Annotated in this window: 16 protein-coding genes and 1 tRNA gene; 11 read left to right on the top strand and 6 right to left on the bottom strand. The window is 70.9% G+C overall.

Features of this window, described 5'->3' with window-relative positions:
* Window positions 1-117: 117 nt before the first annotated feature.
* The 8 genes from P2F65_RS07170 (at window position 118) to P2F65_RS07135 (ending at window position 8,769) form a co-directional block, all read left to right on the top strand.
* Window positions 118-1,389 (top strand): aspartate kinase, encoded by a 1,272-nt coding sequence (locus tag P2F65_RS07170; protein ID WP_275805538.1) that lies wholly within the window; start codon window positions 118-120, stop codon window positions 1,387-1,389.
* A 41-nt stretch (window positions 1,390-1,430) separates the two neighbouring features.
* Window positions 1,431-2,477 carry an aspartate-semialdehyde dehydrogenase gene (locus P2F65_RS07165; RefSeq protein WP_345803677.1) on the top strand — a complete coding sequence of 349 codons (1,047 nt, stop codon included), beginning with the start codon at window positions 1,431-1,433 and terminating at the stop codon, window positions 2,475-2,477.
* A 1-nt stretch (window position 2,478) separates the two neighbouring features.
* Entirely contained in the window at window positions 2,479-2,808 is a 330-nt protein-coding gene (locus P2F65_RS07160; protein WP_275805534.1) for a MazG nucleotide pyrophosphohydrolase domain-containing protein, read from the top strand.
* A gap of 245 nt (window positions 2,809-3,053) precedes the next feature.
* Window positions 3,054-3,929: a LytR C-terminal domain-containing protein gene (locus tag P2F65_RS07155; protein ID WP_275805532.1), complete on the top strand. Its 876-nt coding sequence runs from the start codon at window positions 3,054-3,056 to the stop codon at window positions 3,927-3,929.
* Between the two features lie 53 nt (window positions 3,930-3,982).
* Window positions 3,983-4,930 carry a M15 family metallopeptidase gene (locus tag P2F65_RS07150; RefSeq protein WP_275805530.1) on the top strand — a complete coding sequence of 316 codons (948 nt, stop codon included), beginning with the start codon at window positions 3,983-3,985 and terminating at the stop codon, window positions 4,928-4,930.
* Window positions 4,927-5,799: a hypothetical protein gene (locus tag P2F65_RS07145; protein WP_275805528.1), complete on the top strand. Its 873-nt coding sequence runs from the start codon at window positions 4,927-4,929 to the stop codon at window positions 5,797-5,799. The genes P2F65_RS07150 and P2F65_RS07145 overlap by 4 nt, the downstream gene beginning before the upstream one ends.
* A gap of 42 nt (window positions 5,800-5,841) precedes the next feature.
* Window positions 5,842-7,041: a pyrophosphate--fructose-6-phosphate 1-phosphotransferase gene (locus tag P2F65_RS07140; RefSeq protein ID WP_275805526.1), complete on the top strand. Its 1,200-nt coding sequence runs from the start codon at window positions 5,842-5,844 to the stop codon at window positions 7,039-7,041.
* 27 nt (window positions 7,042-7,068) lie between these two features.
* Window positions 7,069-8,769, top strand: coding sequence for an AMP-binding protein (locus tag P2F65_RS07135; protein WP_275805523.1), 1,701 nt, complete (start codon window positions 7,069-7,071; stop codon window positions 8,767-8,769).
* Between the two features lie 79 nt (window positions 8,770-8,848).
* On the opposite strand, the gene P2F65_RS07130 is transcribed toward P2F65_RS07135, so the two are convergent.
* Together P2F65_RS07130 and P2F65_RS07125 are read right to left on the bottom strand one after the other, a co-directional pair.
* Window positions 8,849-9,139 (bottom strand): hypothetical protein, encoded by a 291-nt coding sequence (locus tag P2F65_RS07130; protein WP_275805521.1) that lies wholly within the window; start codon window positions 9,137-9,139, stop codon window positions 8,849-8,851.
* A gap of 10 nt (window positions 9,140-9,149) precedes the next feature.
* Window positions 9,150-9,698, bottom strand: coding sequence for a hypothetical protein (locus P2F65_RS07125; protein WP_275805519.1), 549 nt, complete (start codon window positions 9,696-9,698; stop codon window positions 9,150-9,152).
* A 104-nt stretch (window positions 9,699-9,802) separates the two neighbouring features.
* Here P2F65_RS07125 and P2F65_RS07120 point away from each other — a divergent pair, with 104 nt between their 5' ends.
* Together P2F65_RS07120 and P2F65_RS07115 are read left to right on the top strand one after the other, a co-directional pair.
* A complete protein-coding gene (locus tag P2F65_RS07120; protein ID WP_275805517.1) occupies window positions 9,803-10,015 on the top strand; it encodes a hypothetical protein in 213 nt (70 codons plus the stop codon).
* Between the two features lie 205 nt (window positions 10,016-10,220).
* Window positions 10,221-10,643: a hypothetical protein gene (locus P2F65_RS07115; protein WP_275805515.1), complete on the top strand. Its 423-nt coding sequence runs from the start codon at window positions 10,221-10,223 to the stop codon at window positions 10,641-10,643.
* Window positions 10,644-10,708: 65 nt separating this feature from the next.
* On the opposite strand, the gene P2F65_RS07110 is transcribed toward P2F65_RS07115, so the two are convergent.
* The 3 genes from P2F65_RS07110 to P2F65_RS07100 all read right to left on the bottom strand — a co-directional run bounded on the left by P2F65_RS07110 (window position 10,709) and on the right by P2F65_RS07100 (window position 12,269).
* The gene (locus P2F65_RS07110; RefSeq protein ID WP_275805513.1) at window positions 10,709-10,831 is read right to left on the bottom strand and encodes a hypothetical protein; all 123 of its coding nucleotides are present in this window, start codon (window positions 10,829-10,831) and stop codon (window positions 10,709-10,711) included.
* A gap of 183 nt (window positions 10,832-11,014) precedes the next feature.
* Window positions 11,015-11,091 (bottom strand) — tRNA-Pro (locus P2F65_RS07105).
* 248 nt (window positions 11,092-11,339) lie between these two features.
* Window positions 11,340-12,269, bottom strand: coding sequence for a metallophosphoesterase (locus P2F65_RS07100; RefSeq protein ID WP_275805511.1), 930 nt, complete (start codon window positions 12,267-12,269; stop codon window positions 11,340-11,342).
* Between the two features lie 50 nt (window positions 12,270-12,319).
* On the opposite strand from P2F65_RS07100, the gene P2F65_RS07095 reads away from it, so the two are divergent.
* Window positions 12,320-12,784 (top strand): GatB/YqeY domain-containing protein, encoded by a 465-nt coding sequence (locus P2F65_RS07095; protein ID WP_275805509.1) that lies wholly within the window; start codon window positions 12,320-12,322, stop codon window positions 12,782-12,784.
* Window positions 12,785-12,862: 78 nt separating this feature from the next.
* On the opposite strand, the gene P2F65_RS07090 is transcribed toward P2F65_RS07095, so the two are convergent.
* Entirely contained in the window at window positions 12,863-15,271 is a 2,409-nt protein-coding gene (locus P2F65_RS07090) for a transglycosylase domain-containing protein (protein WP_275805507.1), read from the bottom strand.
* Window positions 15,272-15,474: the final 203 nt, after the last annotated feature.

The raw sequence follows: 15,474 nt of genomic DNA, 5'->3' as shown, positions 1-15,474 counted from the left end.
ACCAGCGCTGGCCCGGCTGGGCTGGGAGCCGGCTGTCCGGCATACGGCAGGGGCGTCTCACGGCTCGGGCGGTCGTTAGACTGGCCGCTCCGCACCCACCCGAACCGGAGCAGTCAGTTGAGCCTTGTCGTCCAGAAGTACGGCGGTTCGTCCCTGGCCGACGCCGAGAGCATCAAGCGCGTCGCCCGGCGGATCGTGGAGACCCGCAAGGCGGGCAACGACGTGTGCGTCGTCGTGTCGGCCATGGGTGACACCACCGACGAGCTGCTCGACCTCGCCCAGGAGGTCACCCCGCTGCCGCCCGCCCGCGAGATGGACATGCTCCTCACCGCAGGGGAGCGCATCTCGATGGCGCTGGTCGCGATGGCGATCGCGAACCTGGGCCACACCGCCCGCTCCTTCACCGGCTCACAGGCGGGCGTCATCACCGACGAGGTGCACGGCAAGGCCCGCATCATCGACGTCACCCCCGGGCGGATCACGAGCGCGCTCGGGGACGGCCACATCGTGATCGTCGCCGGTTTCCAGGGCGTCAGCCAGGACACCAAGGAGATCACCACCCTCGGCCGGGGCGGCTCGGACACCACCGCCGTCGCGCTCGCCGCCGCGCTCAAGGCCGATGTCTGCGAGATCTACAGCGACGTCGACGGCGTCTTCACGGCCGACCCGCGGATCGTGCCCACCGCGCGCAAGGTCGACCGGATCTCCACCGAGGAGATGCTCGAGCTCGCCGCCTCCGGCGCCAAGATCCTGCTGCACCGCTGCGTCGAGTACGCCCGCCGCTACGACATGCCCATCCACGTGCGCTCCTCCTTCTCCTACCGCGAGGGCACCTGGGTGATGCCGAACCTCTACGAAGGGAACGAGATGGAAGCGCCGATCATCGCCGGGGTCGCCCACGACCGCAGCGAGGCCAAGATCACCGTCGTCGGCGTGCCCGACCGCCCGGGCAAGGCCGCCGAGATCTTCCAGGCCGTCTCCGACGCCGAGATCAACATCGACATGATCGTGCAGAACGTCTCCGCCACCGAGACCGGTCTGACCGACATCTCGTTCACGCTGCCCAAGACCGACGGCCAGGCCGGGGTGCAGGCGCTCAAGAAGGTCCAGGACCAGGTCGGGTTCGCCTCGCTGCAGTACGACGACCAGATCGGCAAGCTCTCGCTCGTCGGCGCGGGGATGCGCTCGCACCCGGGCGTCTCGGCGACCCTGTTCAAGGCGCTCGCCGACGCCGGGGTCAACATCGAGATGATCTCGACCTCGGAGATCCGCATCTCGGTGGTCACGCGCATCGACGTGCTCGACGACGCGGTCCGCGCCGTCCACACAGCGTTCGGCCTCGACACGGCCGAGGGCGAGGCCGTGGTCTATGGGGGCACCGGCCGGTGATGTCGCGTGTCCCACACCGCGTCAGGCCGACCCTGGCGGTGGTGGGAGCGACCGGAGCCGTCGGCTCGGTCATGCTCCGCGTGCTCAGCCACCGCGCCGACATCTGGGGCGAGATCAGGCTGGTCGCCTCCCCCCGCTCCGTGGGCCGCACGCTCACCGTGTGCGGTGAGGACGTCGTGGTCCAAGAGCTCAGCGAGGACGTCTTCGACGGCGTCGACGTCGCGCTGTTCGACGTGCCGGAGGACGTGGCGGCGACCTGGGCGCCGGTGGCCGTCGCCCGTGGCGCCGTGGTCGTCGACAACAGCAGCGCCTTCTGCGCCGACCCCGAGGTGCCGCTGGTCGCACCGGAGGTGAACCCGGCGCAGGTGCGCAACCGTCCCCGCGGCATCATCGCCAACCCCAACTGCGCCACCTTGGCCATGATCGACGCGCTCGGTGCCCTGCACAGCGGCTGGGAGCTCACCGAGCTGGTCGTCGCCACCTACCAGGCCGCCTCGGCGGTGGGGCAGGCGGGCATCGAGCGGCTGCACGACGAGCTCGAGGCGGTCGCCGGGCAGCGGGCGCTCGGGCAGCAGGCGAGCGACCTCCGGGCGGCGCTCAGCGACCGCCTCGACGACGACTCGCCGTTCGTGGCGCCGCTCGCCCTCAACGTGGTGCCGTGGGTCGGCTGGCCGGTGGAGGAGGACTGGACGTCGGAGGAGATGTGCGTGCGCCACGAGGCCCGCAGGATCCTCGGCCTCCCCGAGCTGAAGGTGTCGGCGACCTGCGTGCGGGTGCCCGTCGTGACCGGCCACTCGATGGCGGTGCACGCGACGTTCGCCCGGCCGATCAAGGTCGAGGCGGCGCGGCAGGCGCTCGTCGAGGCGCCTTCCGTGGTGGTGCTCGACGAGCCCGACCAGCGCGAGTTCCCGACCCCCGCCGACATCGTCGGCTCCGACCCCACCTTCGTCGGGCGGATGCGGCAGGCGCTCGACTTCCCCAACACCATCGAGATGTTCATCTGCAGCGACAACCTGCGCAAGGGCGCCGCGCTCAACACGGTGCAGGTCGCCGAGCTGGTGGCTCGCGACCTCGCCCAGGTCCGCTGACGTGGACCTCGCCGGGTGGAGTGACGAGGTCGAGGACATCTCGCAGCAGTATGCCGAGCGGTTCGGTGTCGAGCGCACGTCGCCATGGTTCCTGCTCAAGCTGCAGGAGGAGGTCGGGGAGCTGACCCAGGCCTACCTGCAGGCAACGGGTCAGGGGCGCGACAAGGGCCGCACGCCGGACCAGCTGCAGGACGACCTGCATGCCGAGGTGGCCGACGTCCTCGCCATGCTGCTCCTGTTCGCCCGGCACCACGGCGTCGACGTCGACCAGGCGCTCGAGCGCAAGTGGGTCGCCTATCGAGCGGTGAACGCCACGCACCTTTCGGGGTAGGGGCAGGTCCGAAACGGTGATCGACGGCCTCCCCCGCGCCTACGTCCTTTGACGGAGTGGCCATGGGGCGAACGACTCTGCCGCGGGTCCGGACCGGTCCCTACCATGAGGTCCTGCGGGGAGTGATGTCACGCCGGCGGCACAGCTGAATGAAGACATGGTTACGACGATGATGTTTCGCATGTGACTGGTGTGACTGAAGTGCACAATTCAGGGGTCGACTTCAGCAGAGCCAGGGGGCACCGATGACCGAGCAGGACCTGACGCAGCAGCTCTCCCCGGAGGAGCGGTGGCGCAAGCACCGGCTGCGCCAGATGCTCATCTTCGTCACCCTCCCGGGCGTGCTGCTCGGCACTGCCACGGTCTCGACCGCCTACAGCCGGGGCTGGCTGACGCCCGAGCCCCCGAAGCCGGCCTGCACCCCGGAGGTCGTCACGGCTCCCAAGCGCAGCTCGTTCGTCGTCAACGTCCTCAACGCCACGGGCAAGGACGGGATGGCCGCGACCGTCGCCAAGGGCCTGTCGCAGCGCAAGTTCTCCATCGGCGGCATCTCGAACGCCCCCGAGACCTGGTACGTCACGCAGCCCGCGGTCATCCACCACGGGCCGGGCTCGCTCGACCAGGCGCTGCTCGTGCAGCAGCAGATCCCCGGCTCGGAGCTCTTCGAGGACGAGGGCAGGGCCAGCAAGGGCGTCGACGTGGTCGTGGGGCTGGGCTACAAGGAGATGGTCCCGCTGCCGCCGCGGTTCGACCCGCTGCCGCGCGAGATCACGCTGAACGTCTACAACACGACGTTCCGCGAGGGCCTGGCCAGCACGGTCGCGAAGGAGCTCAAGCAGCGCGGTTTCAAGGTCAAGGACGTCACCAACGACCCCCTGAAGACGCTGCAGATGGGCACCGCCCTGATCCGCTACGGCGAGGAGGGGGACCTCGCCGCCAAGATCGTGGCCCAGCACCTGCCCGGGGCGACCCTGCTCAAGGACGCCCGCACCGGCACCAAGGTCGACGTGGTGCTCGGCAACAAGTACGAATCGCTCGTCCCGGTGGCGCAGGTGCCGGCGCCGGCGCCGCGGCCGAAGCAGGCCACCCCCACGGTCGCCCGCCCCTGCACCGACGACTGAGGCGCCACCGGCCCGTTTGGCCCCTGCGGGGGTCGAGGGCACGATGGTGACCCATGACGTCCGGCCGGAGCAGCGCAGCCCTGGTCGCCTCGGCCTCGGCGGTGACGGTGCTGCTGACCTCCTGCGGCGGCACGCCCGAGGTGGCCGGAGCCTCAGCGACGGCGAGCCCGACCTCCTCGGCGGCGGCGTCGGCCTCCACGACGACCGCCCCGTCGTCGGCGACCCGCGTCACCCCCACCCCGACCGCCACCGCCGCGGCGCCGACGAAGCCAGCAGCGCCGGCGGCGACCCCGACGCACACCGGGGCCGCCGCGGTCGGTGGGACGCAGGCGCTGGCACCGGTGCCCCGCGCAGGAGCCGAGCCGGCCGTGCGATTCCCCCGGAACCCTCCCGCCGAGGGCCGTGGCGCCAACGCGGTGGTCACCCAGGTGCCCGACGCGCTGTGGAGCCGCATGACCGGCTACTCCTGGACGCCCGGCTGCCCGGTCGGCCACAGCGGCCTGCGCCAGGTCAGCGTCAACTTCTGGGGCTTCGACGGCAAGCGGTCGAGAGGAGCCGTCGTGGTCAACCGGGCCATCGCGCAGCAGACGGCGGCCGCCTTCACCCGGCTCTACGACCTGCGCTTCCGGATCCGGCAGATGCGGCCGATGGACTCCGGCTGGGGCCAGCACCCGAAGGGCCCGGGGGCCGACGACTACGCCTCCATGGACGCCGACAACACCTCCGCCTTCAACTGCCGCTACGTCGGCGGCGAGGAGGAGAAGGAGGTGTACTCCCGGCACGCCTACGGCATGGCCCTCGACGTGAACCCGTTCGAGAACCCCTACCTCGCCCCTGACGGGTCCGTCTACCCCGACGACCACTGGGCCCGCCGCCGCGGCCCGGCACCCGGGGTGTTCTCCTCCGCCTCGAGCGCCCCGGTGCGCGCCTTCACCAGCCAGGGCCTCGGATGGGGAGGCCTGTGGACCAACCCCGACTACCAGCACTTCGACGCCCGATGACGTCAGCCCCCATGCCCCGGTATGCCGTGCGGCTGGCTCCCGTGGCGGGCCTCGCCGTCCTGCTCCTCGCCGCGTGCGGCGCAGCGGACACCGCCGCCCCGGCGAGCACCGCCGTGTCCACGCCCAGCACCTGGACCACCACGACCACCTCGAGCGCGCCGTCCGCCACGCCCCGCAACACGACGACGGCGCGACCGAGCGAGACCACGACCAAGCCCGAGGCCACCGCCGCCAAGCGCACCGCCACGCCGGCGGCGAGCCGCACCACCGCCCGCGTCACCGCAGCCCCGAAGCCGGCCGCCCCGGCGAGCCGGTGCCGAGTCCCGTCCGGGGTGAGCGCCCCGCAGGTGGTGCTGGTCGACTCGTCGGGCTCGAGCGCCACGGTCCGGGCGTGCCGCCGCGCCGCCAGCGGCTACACCACCGATCTCGGGCCCTACTACGGGCACGTCGGCCGCAATGGCGTGAGCGCGGACAAGCGCGAGGGCGACCTGCGCACGCCGGCCGGGGTCTTCCCGCTGCGCGGCGGGTTCGGCGCCTACGCCAACCCCGGCCTGCGCATCGGCAGCTGGCTGCGTGTCGACTCCCGCGACGTGTGGGTCGACGACCCGGGCTCGGCCCTCTACAACACCCACCGGCGCACGCCCGCCGACGGGCGGTGGGCGAGCGCCGAGAGCCTGCTGAACCAGCCGGCATACGACTATGCGCAGGTGATCGGCTGGAACGAGGCACGGGTGCCCGGCAAGGGCTCGGCCATCTTCCTGCACCTCGACAAGGGCGCCGGCACGGCGGGCTGCGTCTCCCTGCCCACCCGCGCCCTGCTCTCGGTGCTCCGCTGGGAGCGGTCGGGCGCTGTGATCGCGATCCGCTGACCGCTCTGGCAGCCCGCCGCCGGACCCGGCAGAGTAGGGCCCATGACCGTGCGTACTGTCGCCATGTTGACCGCCGGCGGGCTCGCGCCCTGCCTCTCCTCGGCCGTCGGGGGACTGATCGAGCGCTACACCGAGGTCGCGCCGGACGTGCGGATCATCGCCTACCGCAACGGGTATGCCGGGCTGCTCACCGGGAACTCGGTGGAGGTCACCGACGACGTGCGCAAGAAGGCGCACCTGCTGCACCGCTTCGGCGGCAGCCCGATCGGCAACAGCCGGGTCAAGCTCACCAACGTCGAGGACTGCGTCAAGCGCGGCCTGGTGCCGGAGGGCCAGGACCCGCTGCACGTGGCCGCCGAGCAGCTCGAGCGCGACGGCGTCGACGTCCTCCACACGATCGGCGGCGATGACACCAACGGCACTGCCGCCGACCTCGCCGCCTACCTGCACGAGCACGGTTACGAGCTCACGGTCGTGGGGATGCCGAAGACGATCGACAACGACGTCGTGCCGATCCGCCAGTCCCTCGGGGCGTGGACCGCGGCCGAGCAGGGCGCCGTCTTCGCCCGCAACATCATCGCCGAGCACTCCTCGAACCCGCGGATGCTCATCGTCCACGAGGTGATGGGCCGGCACTGCGGCTGGCTGGCCGCCGCCACTGCCAGGGAGCACCACGAATGGGTGAAGCAGCAGGAGTTCGCCGGCTGGCTGGAGAACGATCCCCGCCGCTGGGACGTCCACGGGATCTACGTGCCCGAGCGGCCGTTCGACATCGCTGCCGAGGCCGAGCGCCTGCGCGGGCTCATGGACGACTACGACGGGGTCAACCTCTTCCTCTCCGAGGGTGCTGGCGTGCACGAGGTCGTCGAGGCCATGGAGGCCGCGGGGGAGGAGGTCACCCGCGACCCCTTCGGCCACGTGCAGATCGACAAGATCAACCCTGGCCAGTGGTTCGCCAAGCAGTTCGCCGCCCAGCTCGGCGCCGAGAAGGTGCTGGTGCAGAAGAGCGGCTACTTCTCCCGCTCGGCCGCCGCGAACGAGCAGGACCTCGCGCTGATCCGGCGGTGCACCGACTACGCCGTGGACGCGGCCCTGCGGGGCGAGAGCGGCGTCGTCGGCGAGGACGAGGAGCGCGGCGACCAGCTGCGGGCGGTCGAGTTCGACCGGATCAAGGGCGGCAAGGCCTTCGACACCTCCACCCCCTGGTTCACCGAGCTGCTCGCCGACCTCGGGCAGGGGTAGGTAGCCCGCCGCGACGAAGGGGTGGCCATGGCAGGGCAGGCGAGCACGACGGCATACCGGCAGGCGCGGGACGCGCTCCTGGCGCTGCAGGGCCAGCACGACCGTGCGGTCGAGGAGTTCCGCTGGCCCGACGTCGGCGAGCAGTTCAACTGGGCCATCGACTGGTTCGACGCCATCGCCCGCGGCAACGACGCCTGCGCGCTGTGGATCGTCGAGGAGGACGGCTCCGAGCAGCGCATCAGCTTCGACGAGATGGCCCGGCGCTCCGACCAGGTCGCGGTGTGGCTGGCGTCGCTGGGTGTCGGCCGCGGCGACCACGTGCTGCTCATGCTCGGCAACCAGGTCGAGCTGTGGGAGACCATGCTCGGGGTCTTCAAGCTCGGCGCGGTCGTCATGCCCACCACGGCGGCCCTCGGGCCGGCCGACCTGCGCGACCGGGTGGAGCGCGGCAGCGCCAGGGCGGTCGTGGCCAACGCCGCCGACGCGCCGAAGTTCGCGGCCGTGCCCGGCGCCTACCTGCGGATCGCGGTGGGTGGCGCCGACGGCTGGCACGACTACACCGATGCGTATGCCGTTCCGGGGCACCCCTTCGAGTCCGTCACCGCGGCGACGGACCCCCTGCTGCACTACTTCACCTCCGGCACCACCTCGAAGCCGAAGCTCGTCGAGCACACCCAGGTCTCCTACCCCGTCGGCCACCTCACGACCATGTACTGGATCGGCCTGCGGCCCGGTGACGTGCACCTCGCGATCAGCTCGCCGGGCTGGGCCAAGCACGCCTGGTCGTGCTTCTTCGCGCCGTGGATCGCCGAGGCCACGGTCTTCGTCCACAACTACGCGCGGTTCGACGCGGCGGCGCTGCTCGACCAGATCCGGCGTGCGGGCGTCACGACGTTCTGCGCGCCGCCGACCGTCTGGCGGATGCTCATCCAGGCCGACCTCACGGGCGGCCCCGGATCGCTGAGGGAGCTGCTGGGGGCGGGGGAGCCGCTCAACCCGGAGGTCATCGCCCAGGTGGAGCAGGCCTGGGGCCTGACGATCCGCGACGGCTACGGCCAGACCGAGACCACGCTGCAGATCGGCAACGTGGCGGGCGAGCGGCTCAAGCCCGGTTCGATGGGCCGGCCAATGCCCGGGGTCCCGGTCGCCCTGGTCGACCCGCTGTCCGGGGAGCCCGCCGATGAGGGCGAGATCGTCCTCGACCTGTCACGGCACCCGGTCAACCTCATGACCGGCTACCTCGGCGACCCGGCGCGGCAGGAGGAGGCCATGCACGGTGGGTACTACCACACCGGAGACGTGGCCCAGCGGGACGCCGACGGCTTCATCACCTACATCGGGCGCACCGACGACGTGTTCAAGGCGAGCGACTACAAGATCTCGCCCTTCGAGCTCGAGAGCGTGCTGATCGAGCACCCGGCAGTGGCGGAGGCGGCCGTCGTGCCGGCCCCCGACCCGACCCGGCTCGCGGTGCCGAAGGCCTACGTCGCGCTGGCGCCCGGCTGGGCGCCGTCGAGGGACACGGCCCGAGACGTCCTCCGGTACGCGCGCGAGCACCTCGCCCCCTACCAGCGCGTGCGCCGCGTCGAGTTCCACGAGCTGCCCAAGACGATCTCGGGCAAGATCCGGCGGGTCGAGCTCCGCGAGCGCGAGAACCGGGCCTTCGACGGCGGGCAGAGCCTGTCCGAGGAGTTCCGCGACGAGGACTTCCCGGAGATCAGGGCCTGAGCCCCAGGATGCCGACACGAGCTGCCCGCCCGGTCGAGCCGGTGCGGGCAGCGGGTTTGACCAGCGCAGGCCGAGCGGTCTACGGGAGGTGGACCGTCAGGTTGCCGCTGGTCACGAGGTAGCTGTTCGTCGGAGTGAAGCCGCGAGCAACCATGGAGCGGGCCGCAGCGAGCGACGGCGCGACCGAAAACCCGACCGCGTCGTGCCAGGCGCCCGGCGAGCCACGGTCGAGGACCTTCCAGACCACGATCGTGCCCTCGAGCGACCCGGACGGGATCACGTAGTCGAAGTAGGCCACGTGGGAGACCACCCGGACGTCGCGGACGTAGGCCCGGTAGGAGATGTCCTGGCTCGGGTTCCGGTACCACACGGTGCCCCGGTCAGGGGGTCCACGCGTAGTCGTACACCTCGAAGGTCATCTTCTGGGCAGAGCCGCTCCGGCCGAACCACACGCTTCCGGTGGCGTGGCCGGTCAGGCGGTGCAGCTGCACCACCGTGACGCTGCCGGCGGGGACGCTGTAGGTGTTCGTGGGCGCGGCCTGGGCGAGCGAGCCGGCGACCGAGAACCCGGCCGTGTCAGCCGTCCGGTCGGTCACCTTCCACGCCACGACCACGCCGCCGAGCGAGTCGGTGCCGGTCGGGATCGTGTACGCGAACCGTGCCTCGGGGCCGTCGACGCGCACGACAGTGGTCCGCGCCTCATACCGGATCTGGGAGTCGAGGTTCGCGTAGAACGCCACACCCCTGTCCATCGTGGGGCCGTAGTCGAGCACCACGAACGCGAGGTGCTGACGCGGCTGGGTCCCTGTGCCGAAGTCGCTGTTGCCCAAGGCGTAGCCCCGCAGTCCGTAGGTGGAGGCCCACGCCGTGTCCAGCCCACCGCGGTTCACGGTGTAGCTGTTCGACGGGGTGAAGCCGGTGTCCACCATGGCCCGGGCCTGGCGTCGGCGTGTGGGGCCGTCCACTGGCGAAGGTCCCGGCTTGGCGTCGACTTTCCCGGCTGGCGGGCAGTGGCGCCCGTCTGGATGGGCGCATGACGTGGAGGCGATGGGAGTTCGCCATCTGGTGTGGCTCCGGTGCCGCCCTCGTGACCGCCGTCGTCCTGTTCGTTCAGGGCCGCGAGGATCGCCTGGTCCTGCTCTTCGGGGTCATCGGCCTGGGCCTGGGTGTCGTGCCCGAAGCGGCGAAGAAACGTGCCGGCCGATCGCGGGAGGACGAGCCGAACGGCTCCACCTGGGGGCTGTGACCTGCGCTGTCGACCTCCCCGACCGCGCTGTCGCCCGAGGTCGTCGACCGGGTCGTGTGGCTGTGTGAGGACCTGCCGGCGCAAATCGGGCATAGGCGACACTGGACCTCGCAGGGCGTTGGTCTACCCTGTCCGGGGCCGCGGCGGAGCAGAGAGACTCCGGAGCGGCGGGAGCACGGAACGACAAGCCGAGCAGGAGTGCCTGATGAGCCGCATGGCGAGCCTGAAGGCAGAGACGGTCGTGGCTGTCCACGTCTTTGGTATCGACCCGGATCTGCGCGTCCTTCTGGACCGGGACGCCGCGGCTGCGGACCCCGGGAAGGGTTGGTCGCTACCTTCGGCCCTCCTGCGCACCGGTGAGGATCCGTCCTACCTCGCGCAGTACCTCATGCGTCGGGCCGGGGCCGTCCCGGGACGGACCGGGGTGGTCGACGTCGAGAGTGACTACCGGGACGGCGTCCACCGGTTCGACCTGCTGTTCGAGTGCCGGGCAGAGCCCGGTAGAGGACCTGGCCCGTCAGGTGGGTTGCTCTGGTGGTCGCTGGACGAGATCGCCTCGCTGACGCTCACCCCCGCCACCCGCAGGGCGATCATCGGCCGCTGGACCAGCATCTGGCCGCACATCTGACTCCCGTCAGAAGAGGGGTCTCGCGGGTTTGCGGGCTCGCCATGGGCTCGCTGCTTGGGAGGTCGTCAGTCCCCGTTGACGACGCCCCAAGGGTTGGCGTCGAGGGTCTCGTGGTCCTCGGCGCGCTTCTCGTAGGCCCGCTTCGTCTCAGGCGTCCATTGGGTGTCGAATGCCTCGCCCTCGTCCACGGCTCAGAAGGTATCGGTGGTCGATGCAGTTCGGGCGTGGTAGCCCTGGAGGTGCAGCCGCGGGTCTGCGCAGTGACCACAAAGACCTGGCCCTGAGCCATCCGGCGGCATGGCCACGAACGGGCTGGTCACACGCGAGAGGCCCCTCACCTGTTGTGGTGAAGGGCCTCTGGCCTGCGGATATGGTCGGGGTGACAGGATTTGAACCTGCGACCTCTTCGTCCCGAACGAAGCGCGCTACCAAGCTGCGCCACACCCCGTGGCAATCGCTGCCCATCGAGCACCTAGCACCCGAGAGGCAGCGACAAGGAAGGATAGCCCACCACCTGCGCAGGCTCCCAATCGCCCCGGGGGTGAGCCCGCGGCATACGGGCTGAGACCGCTGCTCCACCCGACAAAGGGTCACTTCACCCCGCGTGGCACCTCGGGTGAGGCGCACCTTTATCGGGTGGCCCGATAAAGGTCCAGGGGTCGGGGGCGGTTGTCGGCGCGGCACCGGGCCGCAGGGTCAGCGCGAGGTGAGCGTCAGCAGGGTCGCCTCGGGGCGGCACGCGAAGCGGACCGGCGCGTAGGGCGACGTGCCCAGCCCGGCCGACACGTGCAGCCACGCGGCGTCGTCGGGAGCGAAGGACGAGGGGGTGTGACCGGCCCCCGGCCACCAGCGCGACACGCCCTTGGCGCGGCTGGTGTCGAGGTCGCAGTTGGTGACCAGTGCACCGTGGAACGGCAGGGCGAGCTGCCCGCCGTGGGTGTGCCCGGCGAGCACGAGGCCGGCTCCGTCGGCGGTCATGGCGTCGAGCACCCGCTGGTAGGGCGCGTGGGTCACCCCCACGGTCAGGGCGACCGTGGGGTCCGCGGGCCCGGCCACGACGGCATACCGGTCGTAGTCGAGGTGGGCGTCGTCGACGCCGACGAACTCGAGGTCCTGGCCCCCGACGGTGAGGTAGGCCCGGCGGTTGGTCAGGTCCTGCCAGCCCCCGGAGGCCAGGCCCTTGACCAGGTCGTCGGTCGGCAGGCGAGGGGTGCGCCCGGTGCCGCGGCGGTACCACGGCGTCAGGTACAGGGCCGGGTTCTTGAACACGGGGGCGAAGTAGTCGTTGGAGCCCAGCACGAAGACGCCCGGGTAGTCCATGAGCGGCTCCATCGCCTCGAGCAGCGCCGGCACCGAGTCGGGGTGGGCGATGTTGTCGCCGGTGTCGACCACCAGGTCGGGCTGGAGCGCGGCCAGGCCCCGGACCCACTCGACCTTGCGCCGCTGGCCCGGCATCAGGTGCAGGTCCGACAGGCAGAGCACCCGCAGGGGCGCCGAGCCGGCAGGCAGCACGGGCGCACTGAGCCGGCGCAGGGTGTAGGCGTTGCGCTCGATGAGGCTGGCGTAGCCGACACCGGCTGCGCCGACGGTGGCCAGGCCGCCCAGGGCCTTCAGGAAGGGCTTCATCGCGCCCATCCTCGCAAACGCCGGTGGGGGACGCCTGCCAGACTGGGGGCATGAGCGAGCAGACTCTCAAGGCCACCGTCCAGAACGACCTGCACGAGGCGATGCGCGCCCGCGACAAGGTCCGCTCCGGAACGCTGCGGATGGCCCTGACCTCGATCACCACCGAGGAGGTCGCCGGCAAGCAGGCGCGCGAGCTGAGCGACGACGAGGTGCTGAAGGTGCTCGCCAAGGAGGCCAAGAAGCGCAAGGAGGCCGCCACCGCCTACCGCGACGCGGGCCACCCGGAGCGCGCCGAGGCGGAGGAGGCCGAGCTCGCGGTCCTCGAGGCCTACCTGCCGGCCCAGCTCGGCGACGACGAGCTGCAGGCGCTGGTCGCCCAGGCGGTCACCGAGACCGGCGCCAGCGGCCCGCAGCAGATGGGGCAGGTCATGAAGGTCGCCCAGGGCCTGGTCGCCGGCCGTGCCGACGGCGGCCGGGTGGCCACCGCCGTGAAGGCGGCGCTGACCGGGTCGTGAGCCACGCGGCATCCCTGCGGGCACGCGAAAGGGCCCCTCACCGACGGTGAGGGGCCCTTTCGCGTGCCGTATGCCGGGTCAGCCGGACTTCCTCGTCGACGGCTTGGCCGGCGGGGTCGTCGGCTTGGTGTCCGGTTTCTTGGTCGTCGGCTTGGGCTTTGGCGTCGACTTCGGCTTCGGCGGCGCCGGCACGTAGCCGAGCGAGGTGTAGAGGCCGATCGTCGAGCCGCGCACGGCCCTGCCGCTCGGGTCGGTGTAGACCACGGTGCCCTCGGACATGGGGCTGTACGTGCGACCGGCGACCTGGGCCTTGAAGCCGGCCTCCTCGAGGACCTTGGTCGCCTCGCCCACCGACATCCCACTCACGCTCGGGACGCTGATGATGTCACCGTTGAGCACCTTGCCGCTCGGCTCGTCGAAGTCGCGCATGGGCTTGTCGAGGATCTGCGAGGTGCGGTCCATGATCTGCTTCCAGATCGGCGCCGAGATGGTGCCACCGAAGACCTCCTGGTAGAAGTCGTCGCCGAGCCGGATGTTCTTCATGCGCTTCTGGCTGTAGGGCGTGCCGACCCAGACCGCGGTGGCGAGCTGCGGGGTGTAGCCCACGAACCACGACTCGACGTGGTTGTCGGTGGTGCCGGTCTTGCCTGCGGCCGGGCGACCTCCCTCGAGCTTGGCGCCGCGGCCGGTGCCCTTCTCGATGACGCCCTTGAGCAGCGCGGTCGCGCCGTTGGCGACGTCCTTGCTGATGACCTGCTTGCAGTTGTTGGCGGGCAGCTTGACCGGCTTCTTGTCGTTCGTCGTGATCGACAGGATCGGGCTCGGCGCGCAGTACCTGCCCTCCGCGGCCAGCGTGGCGTAGGAGGCCGCGAGGGTCAGGGGCGTGGTGTCGTTGGCGCCCAGCGTCACGGCGGCCGGGAAGCACTCGATCTCCTTGCCGGTGCCCTGGTGCAGCCCCATCTTGGCCATGGTGCGGTGCACCTTGTCGGTGCCCAGCTTGAGCACCAGCGAGGCGAAGGCGGTGTTGACCGAGCGGGCGGTGGCCAGGTCGAAGTCGAGCGGCTTGCCGCCGATGGACTCGTCGTTGCGCACCGGCCAGGCCGACCCTGCCCCGCACTTGCCCTTCATCTCGCTGGGCGTGTAGACGGCCGCCTGCTTGGTGGTGGCGAACTTCGACGGGATCTTGCCGTTGACCGGGATGCCGCTCTCGAGCGCCGCCACGATGGCGTACATCTTCGCGGTCGAGCCGAACTGGGCGCCGCTGGTGCCGCCGTACCGCTGGTCGACGTTCCAGTTGACCTGGGTGTACTTCCTGCCCTTCTCGCCGCTCTTCGGGAACTGGGAGGCCTGCACCATGGCCAGCACCTTGCCGGTGCCCGGCTCGATGACGCTGGCGGCGGCTCCGATGCGGTCCTCGTTGCCGAGCGGTACCTTCTTGACGACCTGCTCCTGGGCCATCTTCTGGACCCGGGGGTCCAGCGTGGTCTGGATGGTCAGGCCGCCCTGGTTGATCTTCTTGATCCGCTCGGGGACGGACTTGCCGAGGGCGGGCAGCTGCTTGAGGTAGGCGAGGACGTACTCGCAGAAGTAGGGCTGGGTGGAGCGCCCGCAGGTGTTCTGGGCCGGCTTCACCTTGAGCATCTTCTTCACCGGGACGGCCTTGGCGGCCTTCCACTGCTTGTCGGTGACCATGCCCAGGTCGTGCATGCGGTCGAGCACGACGTTGCGGCGGACCTGCGCCCGCTCGGGGTTGTTGATCGGGTCGGTCTTGCTCGGCTGCTGCACGAGCCCGGCCAGCAGGGCCGACTGCGCCAGGTTGAGCTTGGCGGCCGTGGTGCTGAAGTAGTGCTGCGCGGCGGCCTCGACGCCGTAGGCCTGGTCGCCGTAGTAGACGAGGTTGAGGTAGCCCTCGAGGATCTGGTCCTTGGTGAGCTGCTTCTCCAGGGTGATGGCGTACTTCAGCTCCTGGAGCTTGCGGGTGTACGTCTTGGCGACCGCCGCCTTCGCGGCCTCCTTGTCGTTGTTGCGCAGGGCGTTCTCCTGCAGCGTGATCTTGACGTACTGCTGGGTCAGCGTCGACGCGCCCTGGGTGTCGCCGCCCTGGAAGTTCGAGACCAGCGCCCGGGTGATGCCCTTGGGGTCCACGCCGCCGTGCTCACGGAAGCGGGCGTCCTCGATGGCGATCTGGGCGTTCTGCATCGTCTTGGAGATCGCTTTGAGCGGCACGATGATGCGGTTCTCGTCGTACGGGGTGGTGATCAGCCCGCCCCGGGCGTCGTAGATCTTCGACTGCTGCGCCAGGGGGGAGGTCGTGAACTCGCCCGGCAGCGAGTCGAACATCTCGACGCCGGACTTCGCCGCACTGCCGGTGGCGCCCACGGCCGGCATCACGAGTCCGGCGGCGAGCAGGCCCATCACCATGGCGGTGGCGACGAAGGCGCCCAGCAGGCTGAGCACGTTGGCGAGGTTGGAGGCGCGTCCTTGCATGGGGCAAGGGTAACCGGCGCACCCCCTTTGACCCGTTCTCGCGACCGCCGGCCGGGCCCAGCGGGTCGGCCTGCGCCTCTTGGGGGAGCTCTCGGCTCCGGCAGCCGGACGGCTCCGATGTGCTCATGGGAACCAGCCGCCATGGCCCGAACGGCCTGTGCCAGGGCGTAGTCAGGTGTGACTAGTCCGTTCGGCCATCGGAG

Source organism: Knoellia sp. p5-6-4 (genome assembly GCF_029222705.1).
GTDB lineage: Bacteria > Actinomycetota > Actinomycetes > Actinomycetales > Dermatophilaceae > Pedococcus_A.
Note: the sequence above shows the minus strand (reverse complement) of the source record. Positions and strands in the feature narration are given on the sequence as shown.

Coding starts and splice junctions, on each gene's coding strand:
- P2F65_RS07155 (WP_275805532.1), top strand. CDS start 3,054: ATGACCGAGCAGGACCTGACGCAGCAGCTCTCCCCGGAGGAGCGGTGG.
- P2F65_RS07150 (WP_275805530.1), top strand. CDS start 3,983: ATGACGTCCGGCCGGAGCAGCGCAGCCCTGGTCGCCTCGGCCTCGGCG.
- P2F65_RS07145 (WP_275805528.1), top strand. CDS start 4,927: ATGACGTCAGCCCCCATGCCCCGGTATGCCGTGCGGCTGGCTCCCGTG.
- P2F65_RS07140 (WP_275805526.1), top strand. CDS start 5,842: ATGACCGTGCGTACTGTCGCCATGTTGACCGCCGGCGGGCTCGCGCCC.
- P2F65_RS07135 (WP_275805523.1), top strand. CDS start 7,069: ATGGCAGGGCAGGCGAGCACGACGGCATACCGGCAGGCGCGGGACGCG.
- P2F65_RS07125 (WP_275805519.1), bottom strand. CDS start 9,698: ATGGTGGACACCGGCTTCACCCCGTCGAACAGCTACACCGTGAACCGC.
- P2F65_RS07120 (WP_275805517.1), top strand. CDS start 9,803: ATGACGTGGAGGCGATGGGAGTTCGCCATCTGGTGTGGCTCCGGTGCC.
- P2F65_RS07115 (WP_275805515.1), top strand. CDS start 10,221: ATGAGCCGCATGGCGAGCCTGAAGGCAGAGACGGTCGTGGCTGTCCAC.
- P2F65_RS07100 (WP_275805511.1), bottom strand. CDS start 12,269: ATGAAGCCCTTCCTGAAGGCCCTGGGCGGCCTGGCCACCGTCGGCGCA.
- P2F65_RS07095 (WP_275805509.1), top strand. CDS start 12,320: ATGAGCGAGCAGACTCTCAAGGCCACCGTCCAGAACGACCTGCACGAG.
- P2F65_RS07090 (WP_275805507.1), bottom strand. CDS start 15,271: ATGCAAGGACGCGCCTCCAACCTCGCCAACGTGCTCAGCCTGCTGGGC.